This is a genomic window from Bacteroidota bacterium (assembly GCA_018692315.1).
Classification (GTDB): domain Bacteria; phylum Bacteroidota; class Bacteroidia; order Bacteroidales; family JABHKC01; genus JABHKC01.
The window spans coordinates 55708-76543 of the sequence record JABHKC010000045.1 but is presented as its reverse complement, the minus strand read 5'-3'; the positions used below and the strand labels follow the sequence as shown (position 1 = coordinate 76543).

Here is a 20836-nt window from a genome sequence, read left to right as displayed (position 1 = left end):
TTCATGCACAAAATTCAAATATTTCAAAATCATAAAAGCATTAAATGTATTAAAAAATCGTTTTTTGAATGATTTTAAACTTGAAGAATTATCGTTAATCTCTTTTAAGTTTAGAAAAAAGTCTATTGATTGCAGAAAATTTGAAACTGGTTTTGGTAGATTTTTAAGCAACAAATTATATGTATTTAAATCAATCTTGTAAAGTTTATTTATTCTATCAAAAAAACTTTTGAGATGGATAAAAGCATTAAAATTGTATGTAAGCAATTCTTTTTTCTCAGCCTCTAAATATTTTTGAACAGCCTTTCCTGTCCCAAATGGGACTCTATCTGATGGACGTGGCGATGGGAATACTGTTGTAGTGTTTAATTCCTGCACATTTCCGAGTGGGAAAACTTTATGCAAAAAGTAAAAATCTTCGCCGGCTTGCCGTCTGTTCATTCCGCCTTGTTTGGTATAAACCCAAGCCCGCACTGTAAAACTCGAACCAACGGTTTGAAATGAATAAGGGAAATTTATGTAATTCAAGGCATTTTTATAATACCTTAAATATAGCTCATATTCAATAATTGCATCATACACATCTTGCGGAAAATCTTCTCCTTCGATATCGTGCTCGAAAAAGATTGTACAAACATTTGTTTTTTCGTTTTCGTGGATTTTCTCAATTTCAACAAAATAGTTTTCCTGACAGGTGGAGTCGGCATCGAAAGAAGCAATTATTCCGTTTTCATTTTCCAGCTCCGAAAATCGCAAAATTGCTTCGTCCATGCCAATTTTACGGGCATATCCTGCACCTGCTATTTTTTTTGGAATATTCTCTACAAAAATGATTCGATATTTCAGTTGATCAGAAGAATTATTTTTTATCCATTTTTCTGTTTCAACTAAAGTTTTACGATTTTGAGCTTTTATCAAATTTGAAGAATTTTCGGCAGAATTTATAACTACGATTAACTCAACCGCAGATTTAGGTTTCTGGCAGTTTTTTAGTGAAAGCAAAGTTTTTTCAAGCAGAGGCTCGTTTATACATGGAATTACTACTATAATATTCAAATCTTTATTTGGACTTTCGCTAATTTTTGGAAGCAAATTGTTCCTTTTGATATAACTGTCGGCAAAATTTTTCATGTATCAGAAAATGCAATTTGTTGACAATAGTATTTTATCTATCCAATGCGAAGTTTATAATGAAATTATACTTCTCGATTTATCATCATTTTCTATAATCTTAATAGAAATAGTATCTGAAGGAAGCAAATTTTCAATTTTTTCCGGCCATTCTACAAAACAAAAATTATTGCTATAAAAATAGTCTTCATAGCCTATATCAAAAGCCTCCTCCTCGTTTTCAATTCTGTAAAAATCGAAATGAAAAATATTTTCGGAATTAGGAATTGAATATTCATTAATAATTGAAAAAGTAGGACTTGTAACCAGATTTTTGACACCAAGCTGTTTGCAAATTGCTTTTATAAAAGTTGTTTTGCCAACACCCATTTCGCCATAAAATGCAAAAATTTTATAGTGTTTAAATTCCTCTAATAATTGTTTGGCAATATTATCCAAATCATTAATAGAATTTATTGATGCTGAAAACATAATTTGAAAAGTTGAAGTCAAAACCAGAATACAAAATTACCCACTGCCTATTTTGGGCTAAGAGAAATCACCGGAATAAGCATTTCTTCAAGAGAAACTCCTCCATGTTGGAAAGTATCTTTATAATAATTTACATAATAATTGTAGTTGTTCGGGTAGGCAAAAAAATCGTCTCCAATAGAAAAAATGTACGATGAGCTTACGTTTGTTAGTGGCAGATATGCTTGTTTTGGTTTTGTAAGCTCAAACACTTCTTTGGCTTTATAGCTAAGATTTTTCCCTTGTTTGTATCTTAAATTAGTACTGGTCTTTTTGTCACCTATCACTTTTACAGGATTGCTTACTCTGATAGTTCCATGATCGGTAGTAATTACTACTTTAATTTTTTTATCGGCAAGCTCCTTTAAAAAATCTTTGAGTGGCGAATGTTCAAACCAAGACAAAGTTATAGAACGATATGCAGAATCGTCGCCAGCAAGCTCACGAATCATTTCCATTTCGGTACGTGCATGCGATAACATATCCACAAAATTCACAACAACAACATTTAGTTGCTTGTTCAGCAAATGCGGGATATTTTCTACAAGTTTTTTTCCGGCTTTAAGATTTGTAATTTTATTGTAATTAAAATCAATATTTTTCCCAAGACGCTTTAACTGTTTTTGCAGTAATTCTTCCTCATGCATATTTTTCCCTCCTTCCTCTTCGTCGTTTAGCCAAAGTTGAGGATATAGTTTCTCAATTTCCGAGGGCATTAGTCCGGCAAACATTGCATTTCGGGAATATTGGGTTGCTGTAGGCAAAATGCTATAAAACAATTGCTCCTCGTCTAACTGATAAAATTCTCTGATGGAGGGCTGCAATGTTTTCCATTGGTCGTATCTTAGATTATCGATAAGAATTACGCAAACCTGCTCGCCATTATCTATAGATGGCAATATTTTATGTTTAAAAATATCGGGCGACAATAGTGGTCTTTCAGACAGATCTTTATCGAACCAAGATGTATAATTAGCTTTGATGAATTTTGCAAAGCTTTTGTTAGCTTCATTCTTTTGCATTTTCAGAACTTCGTCCATTGTTCTGTCATTGGAACGGTCTAACTCTAATTCCCAGAATATAATTTTTTTATAAACTTCAACCCAATCGTCGTAGCTATAAGAATCATTTATCTGCATTCCAATTTTCCCAAAAGCCATCTGATAATCGGAGGTCGTTTTTTCTGTAATAAGACGTTTTTGTTCAACATTTTTCTTTATTGAAAGCAGAATTTGTTTAGGATTTACAGGCTTAATTAAATAATCAGTAATTTTAGAACCTATAGCTTCGTCCATAATATCCTCTTCTTCACTTTTTGTGATCATCACAATCGGGATTGTTGGATATTTGCTTTTGATTATTGAAAGTGTTTCGAGGCCACTCAAGCCAGGCATATTTTCGTCTAAGAAAATAATATCAAAATTATGATATTTGTTTATTAATTCGATGGCAGAATCGCCAGAATTTGCTGTTACAACTTTGTGTCCTTTTGCTTCTAAAAACAAAACATGAGGCATAAGTAAATCAATTTCATCGTCAGCCCACAATATTTTTGCACTCTTCATATATTTCATTTTAAATTTGGGAAACGGCTCCAACAAATTTTAAGCCAAAACGCAAACTATAATATTTGATTGTGAAATTACTCAAATTTTTTCTCGTAAAGACGCTAAGTTGCAATGAACTTTCAAATTCTTGGAAACAAAACTATAATTCTTCCTCAAATGATGAGAGAATATCAGCAATATGAATTGTTTTAATAGGAAGTTTTTGCTTTTTAATATATGCTTCGATATTTAAAATACATGATGCTTCAGTTGTTACAATATATTCCGCTCCGGTTTTCATGGCATTTTCAACTTTTTGTTGAGTCATTGCCGTTGAAATTGATTTGTGCTTTACCGAAAAAGTGCCCCCAAAACCACAACAAACATCACTTTCGTTCATTTCAATAAGTTCAAGACCTTTCACATTCTTCAACAAAATACGGGCTTCTTCTTTTAATCCGTATTCGCGTAAAGCAGAGCAGGCATCATGATATGTAACTTTCGCAGGAAAAACAGCACCAAGATCGTAAACCTTCAAATAATTGACCAAAAAATCGCTTAACTCGAACATATTATTTTTTAAAATCTCAAATTTTTCGAGGGAAGAATCATCGCTGAAAAGCTCGCCGTAATAATTTTTTACAAAAGCAGAGCACGAGCCCGAGGGGCTTACAATTGGTCTATCGTTCGGAAAATCTTTTAGAAATTTTGATGCAATTTCTTTTGTTTCCTTCCAATATCCGCTGTTGAACGATGGCTGCCCACAACAAGTTTGTTTTGGATTATAAAATACTTCTATATCTAATTTTTTTAGAATTTTAATGACATTAAATCCCGTTTCAGGATAAACCTGATCAACAAAACAAGGAATAAACAGATCAACAATCATAACTAATGAAAATTTATTTATTGGCAAAACTACTTGTTAATTCTAAATTGACAATTTTTAATTGAAATTACTGACACATTAAATTTAAGCAGAAAAAAGACATAGCTATCTTTAGAATAATTTGATTTATAAATCGTTAATAATTTTGTCAAAACTGATAATTATATTTTATTTTGTTGATTGATAGAAAGTTGCTATTATTTTTTGAAGTTTTTGTGCTTATGTAAGCTGAAGTTTGAGATGTAGATATCTCAATTATCTTTAAATAAATATGTTAATTAAGAAGAAATAATTTCGGTTCTTCTAATTATTACTTTTTTTGTTTGTAATATTTTAAAAATAAAATAAATTTGTATTTTTTTTTATTTAGTTATTGTTAATAAATCAAATAAACCATGAAAAGAATATTAAATCTACTTGTAGCAGTAATCTTGCTGACATCATTAGTTTCTGTGAACAGTTGTCAGGTAGGCGAAAACGACCCATTTTTATCATTCAGAACCCGAGATAATCGTTTATCAGCCGTATGGACTCTTGAAGCAGGAACCTCAATTAATTCATTTTCTTTCAATGAAGAATTCAAATGGTTAAGCAACGATTGTGAGGATGTTGTAGGAATCGAGAACTATGTTGAAACGGATACTGAAAGTAAAACCTACATTTATACCAATAGTATGGTAAACTATGACAGAAAATATACAACAACAAGAATATTTTTTGATCCTTATGAAGGAAGTGAATTTGAAGATGCCCAAAATATTCAAAGGTCTGTAAATTACAGCTACGAAATTTCTATAAAAACCAATGGCGAATACAGAGTTTATGTAACTTTCAATCTGTTTGAAGAAAACTTCCCACTCTCGCCAGACGCTGAAGGAGATATGCAGTTCGGAAAAACATTTTCAGGAACGTATGAATATACTGATACATGGCATTGGCAAGAAAATTCTTTAGGAAGTAAATCTGCTGTCGAGTTTGCCGGTTTTCCATTAATTCAATTCGATATTGAAGCAATATATAAATTGCCTGATCTTTCTTTCGATTATAACTATATTAATGCTATTACTTTCAAAAATGAGTCAATGATATTTGAAATTGACAAATTAAACGATAAAGAACTAACATTGACTACCTCATATAATGACAGAGGGTTTTATCAAGAAGTTGATAGAAACTGGGAGGCTTATGATACTCAAGGAAATGATTACAATTGTGAAGGAACATATACATTTACTACAGTTGAAGATCATAACCATAGATACGAGTTTATTGGCGATGGAAAAAATGTAGATCAATAAAGAAAAACTCATAATAATTAGTTATTAAAGCTCCATATCGGGGCTTTTTTAATCTAAAATAAGTTGTTATGGCAAAAAATTGGATCATATTCATTTCATTAGTTTTCTTAACTACTGTAAGTATTTTTGGACAAACAATTTTAACTGTTACACCAGATTCTGCCTATCAGGGAGAAATTCTGACTATTGAACTTAGCGGACAAAATACTCATTTTGCTCAAGGAAGTCAGACAATTTGGTTCAATCAAGCTAGTTCAACAATCTATCCTTTTCCTGCATCGATAAATGCAACTAACAATCAATTATTGACTGCAACTTTTTTTATTCCTTTCAACTCAAATATAGGCTTGTGGGATGTGAATGTAGGAAATTACATTGATGGTTTAATCACAAAAAACGATGGATTTGAGCTTGTAAACTCGCCATATCAACCAGAAATAATTAATGTTGAACCCGATACAATTTATGAAGGAGAGGAACTAACAATTAGCCTTTCAGGACAAAATACTCACTTTTTGCAAGGGACGCAAACAGTTTGGTTCAATCAGGGTAGTTCAACAATTTATGCTAACAATGTAAACTGTTCGAATAATTCAGAATTATTTGCAGATTTTTTGATTCCTTGTGAAACAACAGATGGAAATTGGACATTAAATCTTACTAATTTTATAGATGGATTTTTGACTTACGATTCTATATTAATTCACGAATCTGTGGTAATTGACTCGGTCATTTCTACAGACCTGAATTGCTATGAATCAAATGATGGGGCGATTACCATAGAAGCGCAGGCTGCCACAGATCTATCCTATTTCAATGGTTACGTGTCTCAAGCTACAGGAACTTTTAATAATTTAGATACTGGAATTTACAATATAATTGTTACAAACTTATTCGGTTGTTCGGATACTAGCGAAACCGCAATTATTTCGCAGCCAAGTGAATTATTAATAGAGAATTTTGTTGTTAGCGACACAAATAGTTTTTGCATTGGTATGGCAACAGTGAGCGTAACTGGAGGTACTACGCCATTTTCATATCAATGGAACGAACCACAAAATCAAAATTCTGATACAGCTATTAATTTATGTGCTGGAACATATTTGGTAACTGTATCGGACTTAAATAACTGTATTGTTCAAGACACAGTGGTGGTTGACAATATAGTTGGAATATTAAATATCAAAAATGAAAATATATTCAATGTGTTTCCAAACCCAAATATTGATGGCAAATTTTTCTTGGAAAACAAATTGAATTCTGAAGTTTCACTGAAGGTTCTTGATATTCTCGGGAATGAAGTTTTTGAAACTTTTTCCTATAATTCTTTGATTGAAATTAATATTGCTGAGCAAAAAAGTGGGCTATATTTTCTAAGTATTTTAGTTGGAAATGAAATAATTAGTAAAAAACTTATTCTACTGAAATAAAATCTCATTCAAAAAAATATCAGAAATTCAGGTAATAACCTAATAAAACAAAAAAGCCCCTATTTAATATAGAGGCTTTTTTTATGATAAATGGCTTTTACATTTTCGAAAGTTTTTTGTGCATTGCATTTGCTGCAATTCTGCCTGCACCCATTGCTTCGATAACAGTAGCCGATCCTGTAACAATATCTCCGCCAGCATAAACAAACTCTTTGCTCGTTTCGTTTGTTTCTGGGTTCACATCAATGTATCCCCATTTGTTTCGTTTCATATCCGGGGTTGTCTCAAAAATGATAGGATTTGGATTTGTTCCAATTGCAACTATTGCTAAATCGCATTCTATAGTAAATTCTGAATCTTCTATTGGAACAGGTCGTCTTCGTCCTGAATCGTCAGGAGCTCCCAATTCCATTCTAATGCAATCTGCCGATTTCAACATATTTGCATCGGTTCCAACATATCTTGTAGGAGCTGTAAGTAGCTTAAATTTAATCCCTTCTTCTTCGGCATGATGAATTTCTTCGAGACGAGCCGGTAACTCGTGACGCGAACGTCTGTAAACTATGGTAACTTCAGAAGAGCCCGTTCGAATTGCAGTTCGTGCACAATCCATTGCAACATTTCCTCCACCTACAACAATTACTTTGTTTGCTTTTGGCATTGGGGTATCATACTCAGGAAATTTGTATGCTTTCATCAAATTCATTCTTGTCAAATATTCGTTTGATGAGAAAACATTCCCCAGACTTTCGCCTTCTACATTCATAAACATTGGCAAACCGGCACCTACGCCAATAAATGCCGAATCAAAATGTTCTAACAATTCATCTACGGTTAATAATGTTCCAATAACATGATTTAGCTCAAATCTAACACCCATTTCTTTTAAGAAATCTATTTCGAACTGAACTATCGATTTTGGAAGTCTAAATTCCGGAATACCATAAGTTAATACTCCTCCGGTTTCGTGAAGAGCCTCGAAAACTGTAACAGAGTATCCCTTTTGCTGCATATCTGCTGCAACCGTCAAACCTGCAGGGCCTGAACCAATTACAGCAATTTTTTTATTATTTTTTTCTTTAATTACAGGGACTTTGACTAAGTCCATTTTTCTTTCGTAATCGGCAACAAATCTTTCCAGGCGGCCAATTGCAACAGGTGTATCTTTTATTCCTACTATACATCTTTCTTCACATTGTGATTCTTGCGGGCAAACTCTTCCACATATTGCTGGCAAAACATTTGTTTCCTTAATTTTTTTGACTGCTTCATTTATTTTATCTTCAGCAATCAAGGCAATAAACGCAGGAATATTAATATTTACCGGACAACCATCTACACATTTAGGATTTTTGCATTGAAGACACCTTCCTGCTTCTAAACTTGCAAGTTCGGTAGTATAGCCATATGGAACTTCCTGATGATTGTGTGCCCTGAGTTTTTGATCTTGCTCCGGCATTGCTTGCCGAGGAATTTTTAGCTTTATTTTTCTCTCATCTGCTTTTGAGAGACCATGCCATTCGCAACCATGTTTTAAGCATAGATAAAAAGGCAATAGTTTTGAATGTGCTGAAACTATAACTTCTCCAACATTAGACCCACATTCGCCGCAACTAACTTCTTTGTTTACAAGACTTTTTTTGCATTTCGGACACATAATATCTTCCAAACGTTCTTCGGATCCAATAGGGATAGATGTTTGTATTTCAAAAACATCTAAATATGGACTTAATGTTAAGTCTATTTCTTTGCCTCTGTATTTAGCTTTGAATCTTAATGTTTTACTGTCTTTTGTATCAACATTAAAACTGTTTTTACAATGTGAGCAATAAGTGTTTAAGTATGACCTAAATTTTAAATATTTTATATCGTGTTCTAACATTATGTTCGGAGTTTATGGTTATTAAATGTATGAAGTTATTATACTATATTCTGCAATTAGATAAAACTAAATAAAGATTATCGAATAGAAAAAAGCAATGAAGTTTTTTCTGCTTGAAGATAATTGTCGTTACGTTTTGCGAGTTCGTCGAAATCTACTTTGTGGCCATCGAAATCGGGACCATGAACGCAAGCAAATTTTGTTTTCTTATCAACAGTTACTCTGCAACATCCACACATTCCGGTTCCATCAATCATAATTGGATTGAGGCTAACCATGGTTGGTGTATTGAATTTTTTGGTAAGATTTGCAACATTTTTCATCATAATGATAGGACCAATTGCATAAACTAATTTAATATCGAAACGTTCTTCAAGATATTTTTCGAGAGGTTGAGTAACAAATCCTTGACGACCATAACTTCCATCATCGGTAGTAATTATCAGTTCATCGCAAATATAGCTCATCTCATCTTCCAAAATGAGCATGTTCTTATCTCTGGCACCAATAATTCCAATAACATAATTTCCGGCTTCCTTAAAGGCTTTTGCTACATGATGAAGAATTGCAACTCCTGTTCCGCCTCCTACCATAACTACAGTGCCCACTTTTTCGCAATCGGCAGCCATTCCAAGAGGTCCTGATATGTCTTTTATGAGATTACCTTCGTTTAAAGAACCAAGTAGAGCAGTAGTTTTTCCTACAATTTGAAAAATAAGTGTAATAATTCCGGCAAATTCATCTTTGTCGGCTACAGTCAATGGTATTCGTTCGCCAGTTTCGTTTACACGAAGAATAATAAATTGTCCGGCTTTGATTTTTTTTGCAATTTTGGGAGCACTTACGTCGAAACGAATGATTGTGCCTTCCGCCATTGATTGCTTTCTAAGAATTTGAAACATTTTATTATCGTATTAATTTATGTATATATTTAAATATTAGGATTCATACTTTTTTAATAGTAACACTAGTGTTGTTTTACTCTGGATTAGAATTATATTTTAGTTACCATTCAAGGCTATCCTCAAGTCTTATTTCTTCGTAGTCTTTATCTGTAAGTCCATGCCATTTGCAGCCTTTTTTTGTACATAAATAAAAATCTATGAATTTTGTTCTGGCACTAACTGAAACTTTAGCAATTCTTGAACCGCATTTTCCGCAGTTATTCTCAGTTTCAATTAAATTCTTATTGCAATGCGGGCAGCTAATGTTTTCTACAGTTTTGTCTTCTGGTAGAAACATTGTTGATTTTGATGTGAAAACGTTCAAATATGGGCTTAGCATCAAATAACCAATTGTGCCATTTTCTATTTTAAGCTTCAACATGTCGTTTTCGATAAGGCTTTTATTACAATACGGACAATATGTTTGAAGAAAGGTGCCACTTTCAATAATTTCTTTTTCTTCATCTATAGAAATTACTTTTTCTTCATTATCGTTTATTCGCAAATCTAAATCTTTAGGATATGCTCCACCTCTGAAGCCATATTCGGCATAAAGCTTTTTCAGGGCATCGGAAAAGTTCTCAAATTCAACTAAATGATGTTGACAACCACTTTTTGCACAAATACTAACTTTTCCACCAATATCTAAATTAAATGGAACCATATTTGAACTACACGATTTGCATTCAATGTCGCTCGTCAATTGAGATTTACAATGAGGGCAATAGAAGTAGGCTACAGCATCTGGTGGTATTTCAATATCAGAAATATGGTTGAAGCTGCCATAAATAGAACTTAACCTAATTATTCCTTTTTTATCTTCAATTTTAATAATAAGCCTGATACTTTTCTCATTATCAACTAATTGAGCATTATCCATTAAGGATTCTCCGCATAAGGGGCATTTTACTGGAACTGATATAAAATTATTCATAATATTTATATATTAATAACTTCATTTTAAAAGCGTAAAAGTATAATATTTTTATTATGAAAACTCCATTTCAAAAAATATTTTAGACAAAATGTGCTATAAAAAAGTGAGTGTATTAAAAATTAATTTTAAATATTTTTATGAATTTTTTCTAAAAAACAATAAAAATATATTTAAAGATAGCTTGATGTTTATTGCACGACAACCAGAATTTTGAAGCAAGAAATCAGCTATTATTTTCGTATTCAACAAAACAACTAATTGAGTTTTTGAAAAAGGAAAACTTTTTGCTAATTTTGGGAAAAACATAATGGTGAAATGATGTATGAACCAAAAACTATATATTCTAAACTGGCATTGGAAACAATTTTAACTTCTGTTAAAAAAAGAAACTTAAAATTGTTTAGGCAACAAAAAATCCCTGAATTGCTATCTAAAAAGCAAGCCTGCTTTGTTTCAATTCATAAAAAAGATGGTTCGCTAAGAGGATGTATAGGCACTATCGAACCTGTTAGAACTTGTTTGTTTCATGAAATTATTGACAATGCAATTGCTGCTTCGTCAAGAGATTCGAGGTTTTCTCCTATTACAGCTGATGAGTTGGATAGCATTGAAGTTTCTGTAGATGTCCTGTCGATACCAGAAATTGTAAATGATATTTCGGAACTCGATCCTCAAAATTTTGGAGTGATTGTTTCGGATAATTCTTATAGAAAAGCAGTGTTATTACCAAATCTTGAAGGCATTGAAACCGTTAAATATCAGCTCGATATTGTTAAACGAAAGGCTGGGATATATGATAATTACGAAAACCTAAATATTCAAAAATTTACGGCAACGCGCTATCATTAAAGAATACTTTAATTTTCAAAACTATGAAAGAAGCTTTATATTATCGGAAAATAGATTCGCAAACAGTTGAGTGTAATTTGTGTGCTCATAATTGCAAAATAGCTGAAGGGAATCATGGAATTTGCGAATCGAGAAAAAACAATGAAGGCAAACTGTATTCAGAAAATTATGGAAGAATTTGCTCGATTGCAATCGACCCAATCGAAAAAAAACCCTTATATCATTTTCATTCGGGCAAATCAATTTTGTCGTTTGGAAGTGTGGGTTGCAATATGAAATGCGAGTTTTGCCAAAATTGGGAAATCTCACAATCGAATGTTGAAAAATTTTCATATTTAAGAGATTATCAACCTAAGCAGATAATTGACAAAGCACTAAAATCTAAAAATAATATTGGAATTGCATATACCTACAACGAGCCAACTATTTGGTACGAATTTTTGCTCTACACAGCGAAAATTGCTAAAAAGGAAGGATTAAAAAATATTATGGTAACTAATGGTTTTATAAATGAACGGCCATTGAAAGAAATTTGCAACTATGTCGATGCATTTAATGTAGATTTAAAATCGTTTGAAAATTCGTTTTATCAGAAAATTTCAAAAGCGAGTTTGCAACCTGTTTTGAATACTTTGAAAACAATAAAAAGCCATTCTAAGCATCTTGAAATTACGAATTTAATAGTTACTTCAATCAACGACGATGCCAAAACTTTTGAAGAAATGGTGAAATGGATTGCTTATGAACTTGGCACAAAAACCGTGCTTCATATTTCTCGTTATTTCCCTAGATTTCAAATGACAATAGAACAAACTCCGGTAAAGAAAATATTAGAATTATTCAATATCGCTAAAAAGCATTTGAAGTATGTTTACCTGGGCAATGTTTTGCTTAGCGAAGGAAACGATACCATCTGCGACAAATGCGGAAAAATGGTAATAATCAGGCGCGATTATTTGATTAGAACAATTGGGATTACCGGCAATGGTTCTTGTTATTATTGTGGAAACAATATTATTTCTACTGAATAGAATTTACAAAGTTTGTTTTACTTCTTTCATTTTAAATGCCTCTACAATATCGCCAACTTTTATATCATTAAAATTAGCTATATTTAAACCGCATTCGTAGCCAGAAGCGACATCTTTTACGTCTTCTTTAAATCGTTTAAGCGATGCTAAATCTCCTGTGTATATTACAATTCCTTCACGAATTAACCTAACTTTTGCATTACGTTCGATTCTGCCTTCTTTAACCATACAACCTGCAACTGTTCCAACTTTAGAAATTTTAAATACCTCACGAATTTCAACAGAGCCTATAATATCTTCTTTCAATTCGGTGGAAAGCATTCCTTCCATTGCATCTTTCATGTCGTTTATGGCATCGTAAATTACCGAATAAAGTCTAATATCGATTTCTTCCTTTTCGGCAAGTTTTCTTGCATTTATCGATGGTCGTACCTGAAATCCCACAATTATAGCATTAGAGGCAGAAGCTAACATTACATCCGATTCGGAAATTTGACCAACAGCTTTATGAGTAATATTTACCTGGAATTTTTCTGTAGATAGTTTAATTAATGAGTCTGAAAGTGCTTCTATACTTCCATCAACATCACCTTTTACAATAATGTTTATTTCCTGGAAATTACCTAATGCAAGTCTTCTACCAATTTCATCGAGAGTAATATGTTTTTGTGTTCTTAATCCTTGTTCTCTGAAAAGTTGAAGGCGTTTATTTGCAATTTCGCGAGCTTCTCTTTCGTTCTTCATTACATTAAATCCATCGCCGGCTTGCGGAGCACCATCTAAACCTAAAATCATTACGGGGCTTGATGGTCCTGCAATTTCAACTTTTACACCGCGTTCGTTGTACATTGCTTTCACTTTCCCGGAATACATTCCGGCAAGGAGAGTGTCGCCAATACGTAGAGTGCCATTTTGAACCAAAATTGTTGCGAGATATCCTCTACCTCTATCTAATGACGATTCTATCACAGTTCCTGTGGCTTTTCTGTCGGCATTTGCTTTAAGCTCCAGCATTTCGGCTTCTAACAGGACTTTTTCAAGAAGTTCTTCTATATTCTTTCCAAACTTTGCCGATATTTCTTGCGATTGATATTTTCCGCCCCAATCTTCGACCATAAAATTCAGATTTGCTAATTCTTCCTTTATTTTTTCGGGATTTGCACCTGGTCTATCAATTTTGTTGATAGCAAAAACTATTGGCACACCTGCTGCTGTAGCATGATTAATTGCTTCAACGGTTTGAGGCATAACCTTGTCGTCTGAGGCTACTACAATTATTGCAATATCAGTTACTTGTGCACCTCTTGCACGCATTGCTGTAAATGCTTCGTGCCCGGGAGTATCCAAAAAAGTAATTTCTTTATCGTTGAAAAGTGTAACATTGTATGCTCCAATATGTTGGGTAATTCCTCCAGCTTCTCCTGCTATTACATTTGCATTTCTTACATAATCTAACAGCGATGTTTTTCCATGGTCAACATGTCCCATAACTGTGGCAATAGGTGCTCTACTTTTTAGGTTTTTTTCGTCTTCTTCTGGCTGCGTTTCATTGATTGCTTCCTGAACATCTATACTTATAAATTCTGTTTTGAAACCGAACTCGTCTGCAACCAAGGTAATAGTTTCTGCATCGAGCCTTTGATTTATTGAAACAAACAAACCCAAATTCATGCAAGTAGAAATGATATTGTTCACTGGAATATCCATCATTGTGGCAATTTCGTTGACCGAAACAAATTCCGTAACTTTCAGAACATTTTTTTCGGCTTCTACTTTTATTGCATCATCAATGCTTTTTTGCGAAACAGCTTCTCTTTTTAACCTTCGGTGCTTGGAACCTTTCGATTTTCCTTTGCTTGTGAGTTTTGCTAATGTATCTTTTATTTGCTTCTGAACATCTACTTCTAATATTTCAGTTCTGACAATTTTCTTCTTTTGTTTATCATGCTTCCTATTGTCAGTTTTTTGCTTTTCTTTTTTCTGAACCTGAATGTTTTGAGCTACATCAACGCGTTCCTTTTTTATTCTCTTTCGTTTTTTCTTTCTCTTTTTTGGTTCTTCTTTGTTATCGGAGCTAACTTTTTTGGTAGTAATTTTGTCAAGATCTATTTTTCCGACAACAGTAGGTCCTGAAAGTTTTCTAATTTCAGGCTTGTAAACTCCATCTTCAGTCTTTGAAGCCTCAGGTTTTTCTTTGCTTGGTTTTTGAGCAACTTTTGTCTCTTCTGCCTGAACTGTCGATTCTTTTACTCCATCAGCTTTTTCAGGTTTCCGTTTCGATTTTGCCTGCAATTTTTCAATTTCTTTGGCTTTCTTTTCTGCTCTTTTTTCGGCATACGATTTCCTTCCAGGTCGTGTTTTTTGATTTATTGAATCTAAATCGATTTTGCCTACAACCTTTATTTCTTTTTCTTTTCCACCTTTTGTTATATCGGCTTTCTCTTCTGTTGTTTTTTCCTGTACGATAGTTTCTTCAACTGCTGGGCTACTTTCTATAATCTCTTCAGCCTTTTCAGGAACAGGTTTTGAAGCTATGGTTTCTTGAGTTTCTTCTGTTGATTCAACTTTTGAATCTTCCTCAAAACTACTTTCTTCCACAACAGGCAAATCGTCTGAAATTTCTACGGAAGGTTTACTAATTTTTTCTTCAGCAGGCTGAGTTTTTTGTTCGACCGGTTCTTCTGGGATTATTTCGTCAAGCTCCTGCTCAATTGGCTGTATTTGTTCAATGACTTCTTCAGGCTTTTCTTCTACAGTTTCAGGTTTTATTTCCTCATCAATACTTTCAGCTTTATCAGACTCGGTAGCTTCCAATACTACCTCTTGCTCGACAGCTTGTTCAGTTGGAGTTTCAACAACTTTGTCCACTTCAATAGTTTTAATCTCTACTTCCTGGCCAATTATTTCATTAATCTCTTCAGTAGTATGTTTTTCTTCTGAAAGATCTTCTAAAGTTTCTTGCTGAGAAATTTCCTGTTCTTCTATTATATCATTAGAAATTTCCTTTGTTTGCTGTGTTTCGGTTTCTATATCCTTCTGATCGTCATTTTCTTCAATTATTTCAGTTTCTAAAGACTCTTCAGTTTTATCTTTAGCCGAATACTGGCTTCTAATAATTTTAGTTTTTTTGCTAAATTCTTTAGATTGCTCTTTTGCTTGCACATCAGAACTGTACTCTTTATTAAGAATATCCAAAAATTCAGGAGGGACTTTAGATGTAGGTTTGGCTTCAATCTTTAAGCCCTTTTTCTCAAGAAATTCAACAATAGTTGACATTCCTACGTTAAATTCCTTAACAAGTTTACTTAATCTTTTCGCCTTTTTAACCTCTGCCATAATTAAATTTCGTCTCAGATTATTAAAAATCTTTTTCAAACAATAATTGTTAAAAATAAAATATTAAAATTAATTATATCAGCTAATGAACAAGTATTATTTATTCAAATTCTGCTTTTATAATTTGCATAACATATGTAATCGTTTCTTCTTCAAGATCCGTTCGTTTAACTAAATCTTCGAATGACAGCTCTAAAACACTTTTTGCAGTATCGCATCCTATTGCTTTTAGTGCGTCAATTATCCATCCTTCTAATTCGTCAGAAAATTCTTCAATATCAACATCTTCGTCGTCTTCAACATCAATATCGCGATATACATCAAGCTCTAAATCAACCAATTGTCCAGCCAATTTAATATTTAATCCACTTTTCCCAATTGCAAGTGATACTTGATCTGGTTTGAGGAATATTTCTGCTCTTTTTTCTTCTTCAAGAATGTTTATTGATGTAATTTTTGCAGGATTTAATGCTCTCGATATAAATAGTTTAATGTCCTGAGAAAAGTTTATCACATCAATATTTTCGTTTCGTAGTTCTCTAACAATTCCGTGTATTCTGGATCCTTTCATGCCAACACATGCACCAACCGGATCAATTCTTTCGTCGTAAGATTCTACAGCAATTTTTGCTCTTTCTCCAGGTTTTCTAACAATTTTTTTAATGGTAATAAGTCCATCGAAAATTTCAGGAACTTCTAATTCAAAAAGTCTTTCAAGGAAAATTGGCGAAGTGCGTGAAATTATTATCAAAGGATTGTTATTTCGCATATCAACTTTTATGACTACTGCACGAATACTATCGCCTTTTTTGAAATAATCTGATGGTATTTGCTCCTGTTTCGGAAGTATTAGTTCATTTCCTTCATCATCAAGTACTAATATTTCTTTTTTCCAGACCTGATAAACTTCTCCTGTAATTATTTCTCCAATTTTATCTTTATAGTTGCCGAAAATGCCATCTTTTTCAATTTCGAGAATTCTTGTAGTTAGATTCTGACGGACAGACAAAATAGACCTTCTTCCAAAATCATTCAGTTCAACACGCTCTGTATAGTCTTCCCCAACTTCATAATCTGCATCGATTTTTAATGCCTTCGATAGAGGAATTTCAAGTATTTCATCTTCAAAATCTTCATCATCAACTATTTCTCTATTACGCCATATCTCGAAATCACCTTTATCGATATTTATAATGATATCGAAATTTTCGGTAGTGCCGTACTTTTTTCTAATTAAGCTCTTAAAAACATCTTCAAGAACACTCATCATTGTTGTTCTATCTATGTTTTTTAATTCTTTAAATTCTGAAAATGTATCAATTAAGTTTAAATTCTTCATTTTGACTTTATTTAAACATAATTTTTAATTTAGCTGACTTCATATCTTTATATTTTATCGTTTTTTGCTCTTTAACTAATTCTTTTCTCTTTTTCCCCTCTAATTTTATTCTTTTTTCTTCTACAATTTCAATTTCAATGTCGGTTGCCGATATTAGGGCTCCATTCAATTTTTTGCCATCAGAAAGCAAAATTTCAATTTCTTTTCCAATATTTTTTTTGTATTGCTCAAGCACATGAAATGGTTGATCTAAACCAGGAGATGTAACTTGAAGTTGATAATCATTGTCTTCTCTGTCGAAATTATTTTCAATAAATCTGCTCAGTTCTACACATTCTTTTATCGAAACTCCAGCCATACTGTCCACTTTAACAGTTATACTACTGTCCGAACTAATATCTGCACTTACTAAAAATATTTCTTTTTTGGCAATTTCCTCTTCAACAATTTTTTTCAGATAATCTATATCAATCATAAAAAATATTAATAAAATAGGGGACATCGTCCCCTATTAAAATCTTCCTCGCTAATCGCTGCAAAAGTACACAATATTTTATAAATGCAAAGTAATTGCTGTTTTTTTTAAATATTTTGTTCTATTTTCAAATTGAATGCAAAATTTACTTAATTTGCTCTATTTATTGTTTATCATTTATAGAAATATATAGAATATTGAAAGAAGCAAAGAAATATTATCAAAAAATAATTAACGATCCGGTTTATGGCTTCATAAATATCCCAAGCGAATTGGTTTTCAACATAATTGAGCATCCATATTTTCAACGATTGAGGCGAATAAAACAATTAGGCTTGACTTTTTATGTTTATCCGGGAACTACTCACACTCGTTTTCAACATGCAGTTGGCTCTATGCATCTTATGAAATTGGCAATTGAAGTGATAAAACATAAGGGGCATGAAATTTCGGAAGAGGAAGCCCAGTCTGCAATGATTGCAATTTTACTGCACGATATCGGGCATGGGCCATTTTCTCATTCGCTCGAAAGAATAATTATTGATAATATTGATCATGAGTTTATTACAGGTCAGTATTTTGTAGATTTAAATAACTATTTTGATAACAAACTAGAAAATGCTATTAAGATTTTTAATAATCAATATCACAAAAAGTATCTACATCAGCTAATTTCAAGTCAATTGGATGTTGACAGATTAGACTATTTGAGGCGCGACAGTTTTTTTTCAGGAGTTTCGGAAGGAATTATTGGTTCCGACAGAATAATTAAAATGCTTAATGTTGTAGATAATGAATTAGTTATTGAAGAAAAAGGAATTTATTCAGTTGAAAAATATTTAATCGCCAGGCGGTTTATGTATTGGCAGGTATATTTGCATAAAGCGGTTCTGTCGGCAGAAATTATGATTGCAAAAATTCTAATGCGCGCTAAAGAACTGGCTCAATCTGGAGAAAAATTGTTTTCAATTCCTGAATTTTCATTTCTATTAGAAAATAAAATATCTAAAAATGATTTTGAAAAAACTAATTCAAAATCAATTTTAGAAATATTTTCAAAGTTAGACGATAGCGATGTTTTTTCTTCTATAAAAGTTTGGTCAGACCACAAAGACAAAATCCTTTCCGACCAGTGCAAACGATTAATTAATAGGCGTTTATTTAAAGTAGAAATTTCTAATACTGAATTTATGCCTGATAAAATAGACCATTTGGAGAAATTAGCAATGAAAAAATACGGCATTTCAAAAAACGATGTTTCTTATTATGTCTTTTCAAATAAACTGAGTAACAGTGCGTACAACCTTAATTCTGAAAAAATAAACGTAATCTACAAATCAGGAAAATTAGTCGATTTTGAAGAAGCTTCTGATATGCAAAATCTAACTGCTTTCAGTAAAAATGTTGTGAAGCATTTTTTGTATTATCCGAAAGATCTTATTTGATTATTCTCAAATTGAAATATTCAATCTATGAATTCTTTTGTCGAAAAAACCATTGTTTCGAACATAGCTTGAATTCAAAATAAAAATATTCATATGCTTTAATTTTGCATTTTAGCCCTATTCTTCAATAAAATAATGCAAAATTAGTGAGCTATTAAATATAATATTACATTTGCAAAAATCATTTTTTATGGAATTTACTGCAAATTATTTAGCACAAATATTGAAGGGTAATGTTGAAGGAGATGGAAATGTAACTGTTTCAGATTTTTCAAGAATCGAAGATGGTAAAACAGGTACTTTAAGTTTTCTTGCAAACCCAAAATATAACAAATATCTTTATACAACAGAATCAAATATAGTTATTATTAATAAAGATTTTGAAATTGAAAAAGAGGTTTCGCCAACTCTTATTCGAGTTGAAAATGCCTATGAATCTTTTGCTGAATTATTAACTATCTACGAAAGTCTTAAAAAAAACCAACAAGGAATTGAGCAGCCATCTTTTATTTCTCAAGATATAGAAATTCCTGATAATGTGTATGTTGGTGCTTTCACCTACATCGGACAAAATGTAAAAATTGGCAATAATGTAAAAATTTACCCAAATTGCTATATTGCTGACAATGTTGAAATAAAAGAAAACACAATAATAAATTCAGGTGTAAGAATTTATTCCGAATGTAAAATAGGTTCAGATTGCACATTCCACAGTGGAGTGGTAATAGGAAGCGACGGATTTGGCTTCGCTCCACAAAAAAATAATGATTATAAAAAAGTTCCGCAAATTGGAAATGTTATTATTGAAGATAATGTTGAAGTTGGGGCAAATACAACAATAGACAGAGCAACAATTGGTTCAACAATTATTAGAAAGGGAGTTAAATTAGACAATTTAATTCAAATTGGGCATAATGTTGAAATTGGAGAAAATACTGTAATTGCTGCACAAAGCGGAATTGCAGGTTCAACCAAAATTGGCAAAGCATGCATGATAGGCGGTCAGGTTGGGATAATTGGTCATCTGACTATTGCTGATGAAGTGAAAATTGCAGCTCAGTCGGGAATTGCTAAAAGTATAAAAGAGAAAGGTGCAATTTATCAAGGCTCGCCCGCTTTTAAAATCATCGATTATCAAAAATCATTAGTTATATTCAAGAATCTTCCACAACTAAAAAAACAGATCGACACAATCGAAAAAAGCCTTTAAGGAATATAGAACCATTTTTCAAAAATTCTTTCCAAATAGAATAATATAAAATTTAATAACTCAATAATATTATTCTAAAATATCCAAATAAAGCAATTCTATATTGGCTCTTTCCAACAACTGCAATCCTTCATTTTTTCTATAATTCTCGGCATACACAACCCTACTTATTCCTGCCTGAATTATTAATTTCGAGCATTCGAGACAAGGAGAAGAGGTAATATATAAAGTTGCACCCTGGCTACTATTGTTCGATTTAGCTACTTTAGTTATTGCATTTGCTTCGGCATGAAGCACATAAGGTTTGGTTTTGTTATTGCTGTCTTCGCAAATGTTTTCAAAACCAGAAGGTGTTCCATTGAATCCATCGGAAATTATCATCCGATCTTTAACTAATAAAGCACCAACTTTTCGCCGAGTGCAATAAGAATTTTTTGCCCAAACTTTAGCCATTTCAAGATACAATTTGTCAAATTGAATTTGTTTTTCCTTTTTTTCTGCAGAAAGTGTATTCATAATCTATCTGTTATTGCCAAATTTTTAAACGACAAAAATATTTTATAATTGAAGATAACACAAATTT

General features: G+C 32.3%; 17 protein-coding genes. 6 read left to right on the top strand and 11 right to left on the bottom strand.

Annotation, left to right across the window (positions count from 1 at the left end):
• The 4 genes from HN894_04040 to HN894_04025 all read right to left on the bottom strand — a co-directional run.
• A partial coding sequence (locus HN894_04040; GenBank protein MBT7142486.1) for a glycosyltransferase family 2 protein occupies positions 1–1131 on the bottom strand: 1131 nt, incomplete at its 3' end.
• A 54-nt stretch (positions 1132–1185) separates the two neighbouring features.
• The gene (gene tsaE, locus HN894_04035) at positions 1186–1602 is read right to left on the bottom strand and encodes a tRNA (adenosine(37)-N6)-threonylcarbamoyltransferase complex ATPase subunit type 1 TsaE (protein MBT7142485.1); all 417 of its coding nucleotides are present in this window, start codon (positions 1600–1602) and stop codon (positions 1186–1188) included.
• A gap of 47 nt (positions 1603–1649) precedes the next feature.
• Positions 1650–3206: a bifunctional response regulator/alkaline phosphatase family protein gene (locus HN894_04030; GenBank protein MBT7142484.1), complete on the bottom strand. Its 1557-nt coding sequence runs from the start codon at positions 3204–3206 to the stop codon at positions 1650–1652.
• Between the two features lie 142 nt (positions 3207–3348).
• Complete coding sequence (locus tag HN894_04025) at positions 3349–4077, bottom strand: (Fe-S)-binding protein (GenBank protein MBT7142483.1); 729 nt, start codon at positions 4075–4077, stop codon at positions 3349–3351.
• A 395-nt stretch (positions 4078–4472) separates the two neighbouring features.
• On the opposite strand from HN894_04025, the gene HN894_04020 reads away from it, so the two are divergent.
• Both HN894_04020 and HN894_04015 read left to right on the top strand, forming a co-directional pair.
• Positions 4473–5375 (top strand): hypothetical protein, encoded by a 903-nt coding sequence (locus HN894_04020; GenBank protein MBT7142482.1) that lies wholly within the window; start codon positions 4473–4475, stop codon positions 5373–5375.
• 68 nt (positions 5376–5443) lie between these two features.
• A complete protein-coding gene (locus HN894_04015) occupies positions 5444–6805 on the top strand; it encodes a T9SS type A sorting domain-containing protein (protein MBT7142481.1) in 1362 nt (453 codons plus the stop codon).
• Positions 6806–6902: 97 nt separating this feature from the next.
• On the opposite strand, the gene gltA is transcribed toward HN894_04015, so the two are convergent.
• The 3 genes from gltA to HN894_04000 form a co-directional block, all read right to left on the bottom strand.
• Positions 6903–8264, bottom strand: a complete 1362-nt coding sequence (gltA, locus tag HN894_04010) for an NADPH-dependent glutamate synthase (GenBank protein MBT7142480.1) — start codon at positions 8262–8264, stop codon at positions 6903–6905.
• Between the two features lie 500 nt (positions 8265–8764).
• A complete protein-coding gene (locus tag HN894_04005; protein ID MBT7142479.1) occupies positions 8765–9589 on the bottom strand; it encodes a sulfide/dihydroorotate dehydrogenase-like FAD/NAD-binding protein in 825 nt (274 codons plus the stop codon).
• Positions 9590–9692: 103 nt separating this feature from the next.
• Positions 9693–10565, bottom strand: a complete 873-nt coding sequence (locus HN894_04000; protein ID MBT7142478.1) for a hypothetical protein — start codon at positions 10563–10565, stop codon at positions 9693–9695.
• 318 nt (positions 10566–10883) lie between these two features.
• Here HN894_04000 and amrA point away from each other — a divergent pair, with 318 nt between their 5' ends.
• Positions 10884–11417, top strand: a complete 534-nt coding sequence (gene amrA / locus HN894_03995) for an AmmeMemoRadiSam system protein A (GenBank protein MBT7142477.1) — start codon at positions 10884–10886, stop codon at positions 11415–11417.
• A gap of 23 nt (positions 11418–11440) precedes the next feature.
• Entirely contained in the window at positions 11441–12448 is a 1008-nt protein-coding gene (gene amrS / locus HN894_03990) for an AmmeMemoRadiSam system radical SAM enzyme (protein MBT7142476.1), read from the top strand.
• A 3-nt stretch (positions 12449–12451) separates the two neighbouring features.
• On the opposite strand, the gene infB is transcribed toward amrS, so the two are convergent.
• From infB to rimP, 3 genes are all read right to left on the bottom strand, one after another.
• Positions 12452–15784: a translation initiation factor IF-2 gene (infB, locus tag HN894_03985; protein ID MBT7142475.1), complete on the bottom strand. Its 3333-nt coding sequence runs from the start codon at positions 15782–15784 to the stop codon at positions 12452–12454.
• A 100-nt stretch (positions 15785–15884) separates the two neighbouring features.
• The gene (gene nusA, locus HN894_03980) at positions 15885–17123 is read right to left on the bottom strand and encodes a transcription termination/antitermination protein NusA (GenBank protein MBT7142474.1); all 1239 of its coding nucleotides are present in this window, start codon (positions 17121–17123) and stop codon (positions 15885–15887) included.
• Positions 17124–17130: 7 nt separating this feature from the next.
• Complete coding sequence (rimP, locus tag HN894_03975; protein MBT7142473.1) at positions 17131–17598, bottom strand: ribosome assembly cofactor RimP; 468 nt, start codon at positions 17596–17598, stop codon at positions 17131–17133.
• 197 nt (positions 17599–17795) lie between these two features.
• Here rimP and HN894_03970 point away from each other — a divergent pair, with 197 nt between their 5' ends.
• Positions 17796–19043, top strand: coding sequence for an HD domain-containing protein (locus HN894_03970; protein ID MBT7142472.1), 1248 nt, complete (start codon positions 17796–17798; stop codon positions 19041–19043).
• A gap of 190 nt (positions 19044–19233) precedes the next feature.
• Positions 19234–20253 carry a UDP-3-O-(3-hydroxymyristoyl)glucosamine N-acyltransferase gene (gene lpxD / locus HN894_03965; GenBank protein ID MBT7142471.1) on the top strand — a complete coding sequence of 340 codons (1020 nt, stop codon included), beginning with the start codon at positions 19234–19236 and terminating at the stop codon, positions 20251–20253.
• 69 nt (positions 20254–20322) lie between these two features.
• On the opposite strand, the gene HN894_03960 is transcribed toward lpxD, so the two are convergent.
• Positions 20323–20769: a dCMP deaminase family protein gene (locus HN894_03960; protein ID MBT7142470.1), complete on the bottom strand. Its 447-nt coding sequence runs from the start codon at positions 20767–20769 to the stop codon at positions 20323–20325.
• Positions 20770–20836 lie beyond the last annotated feature (67 nt).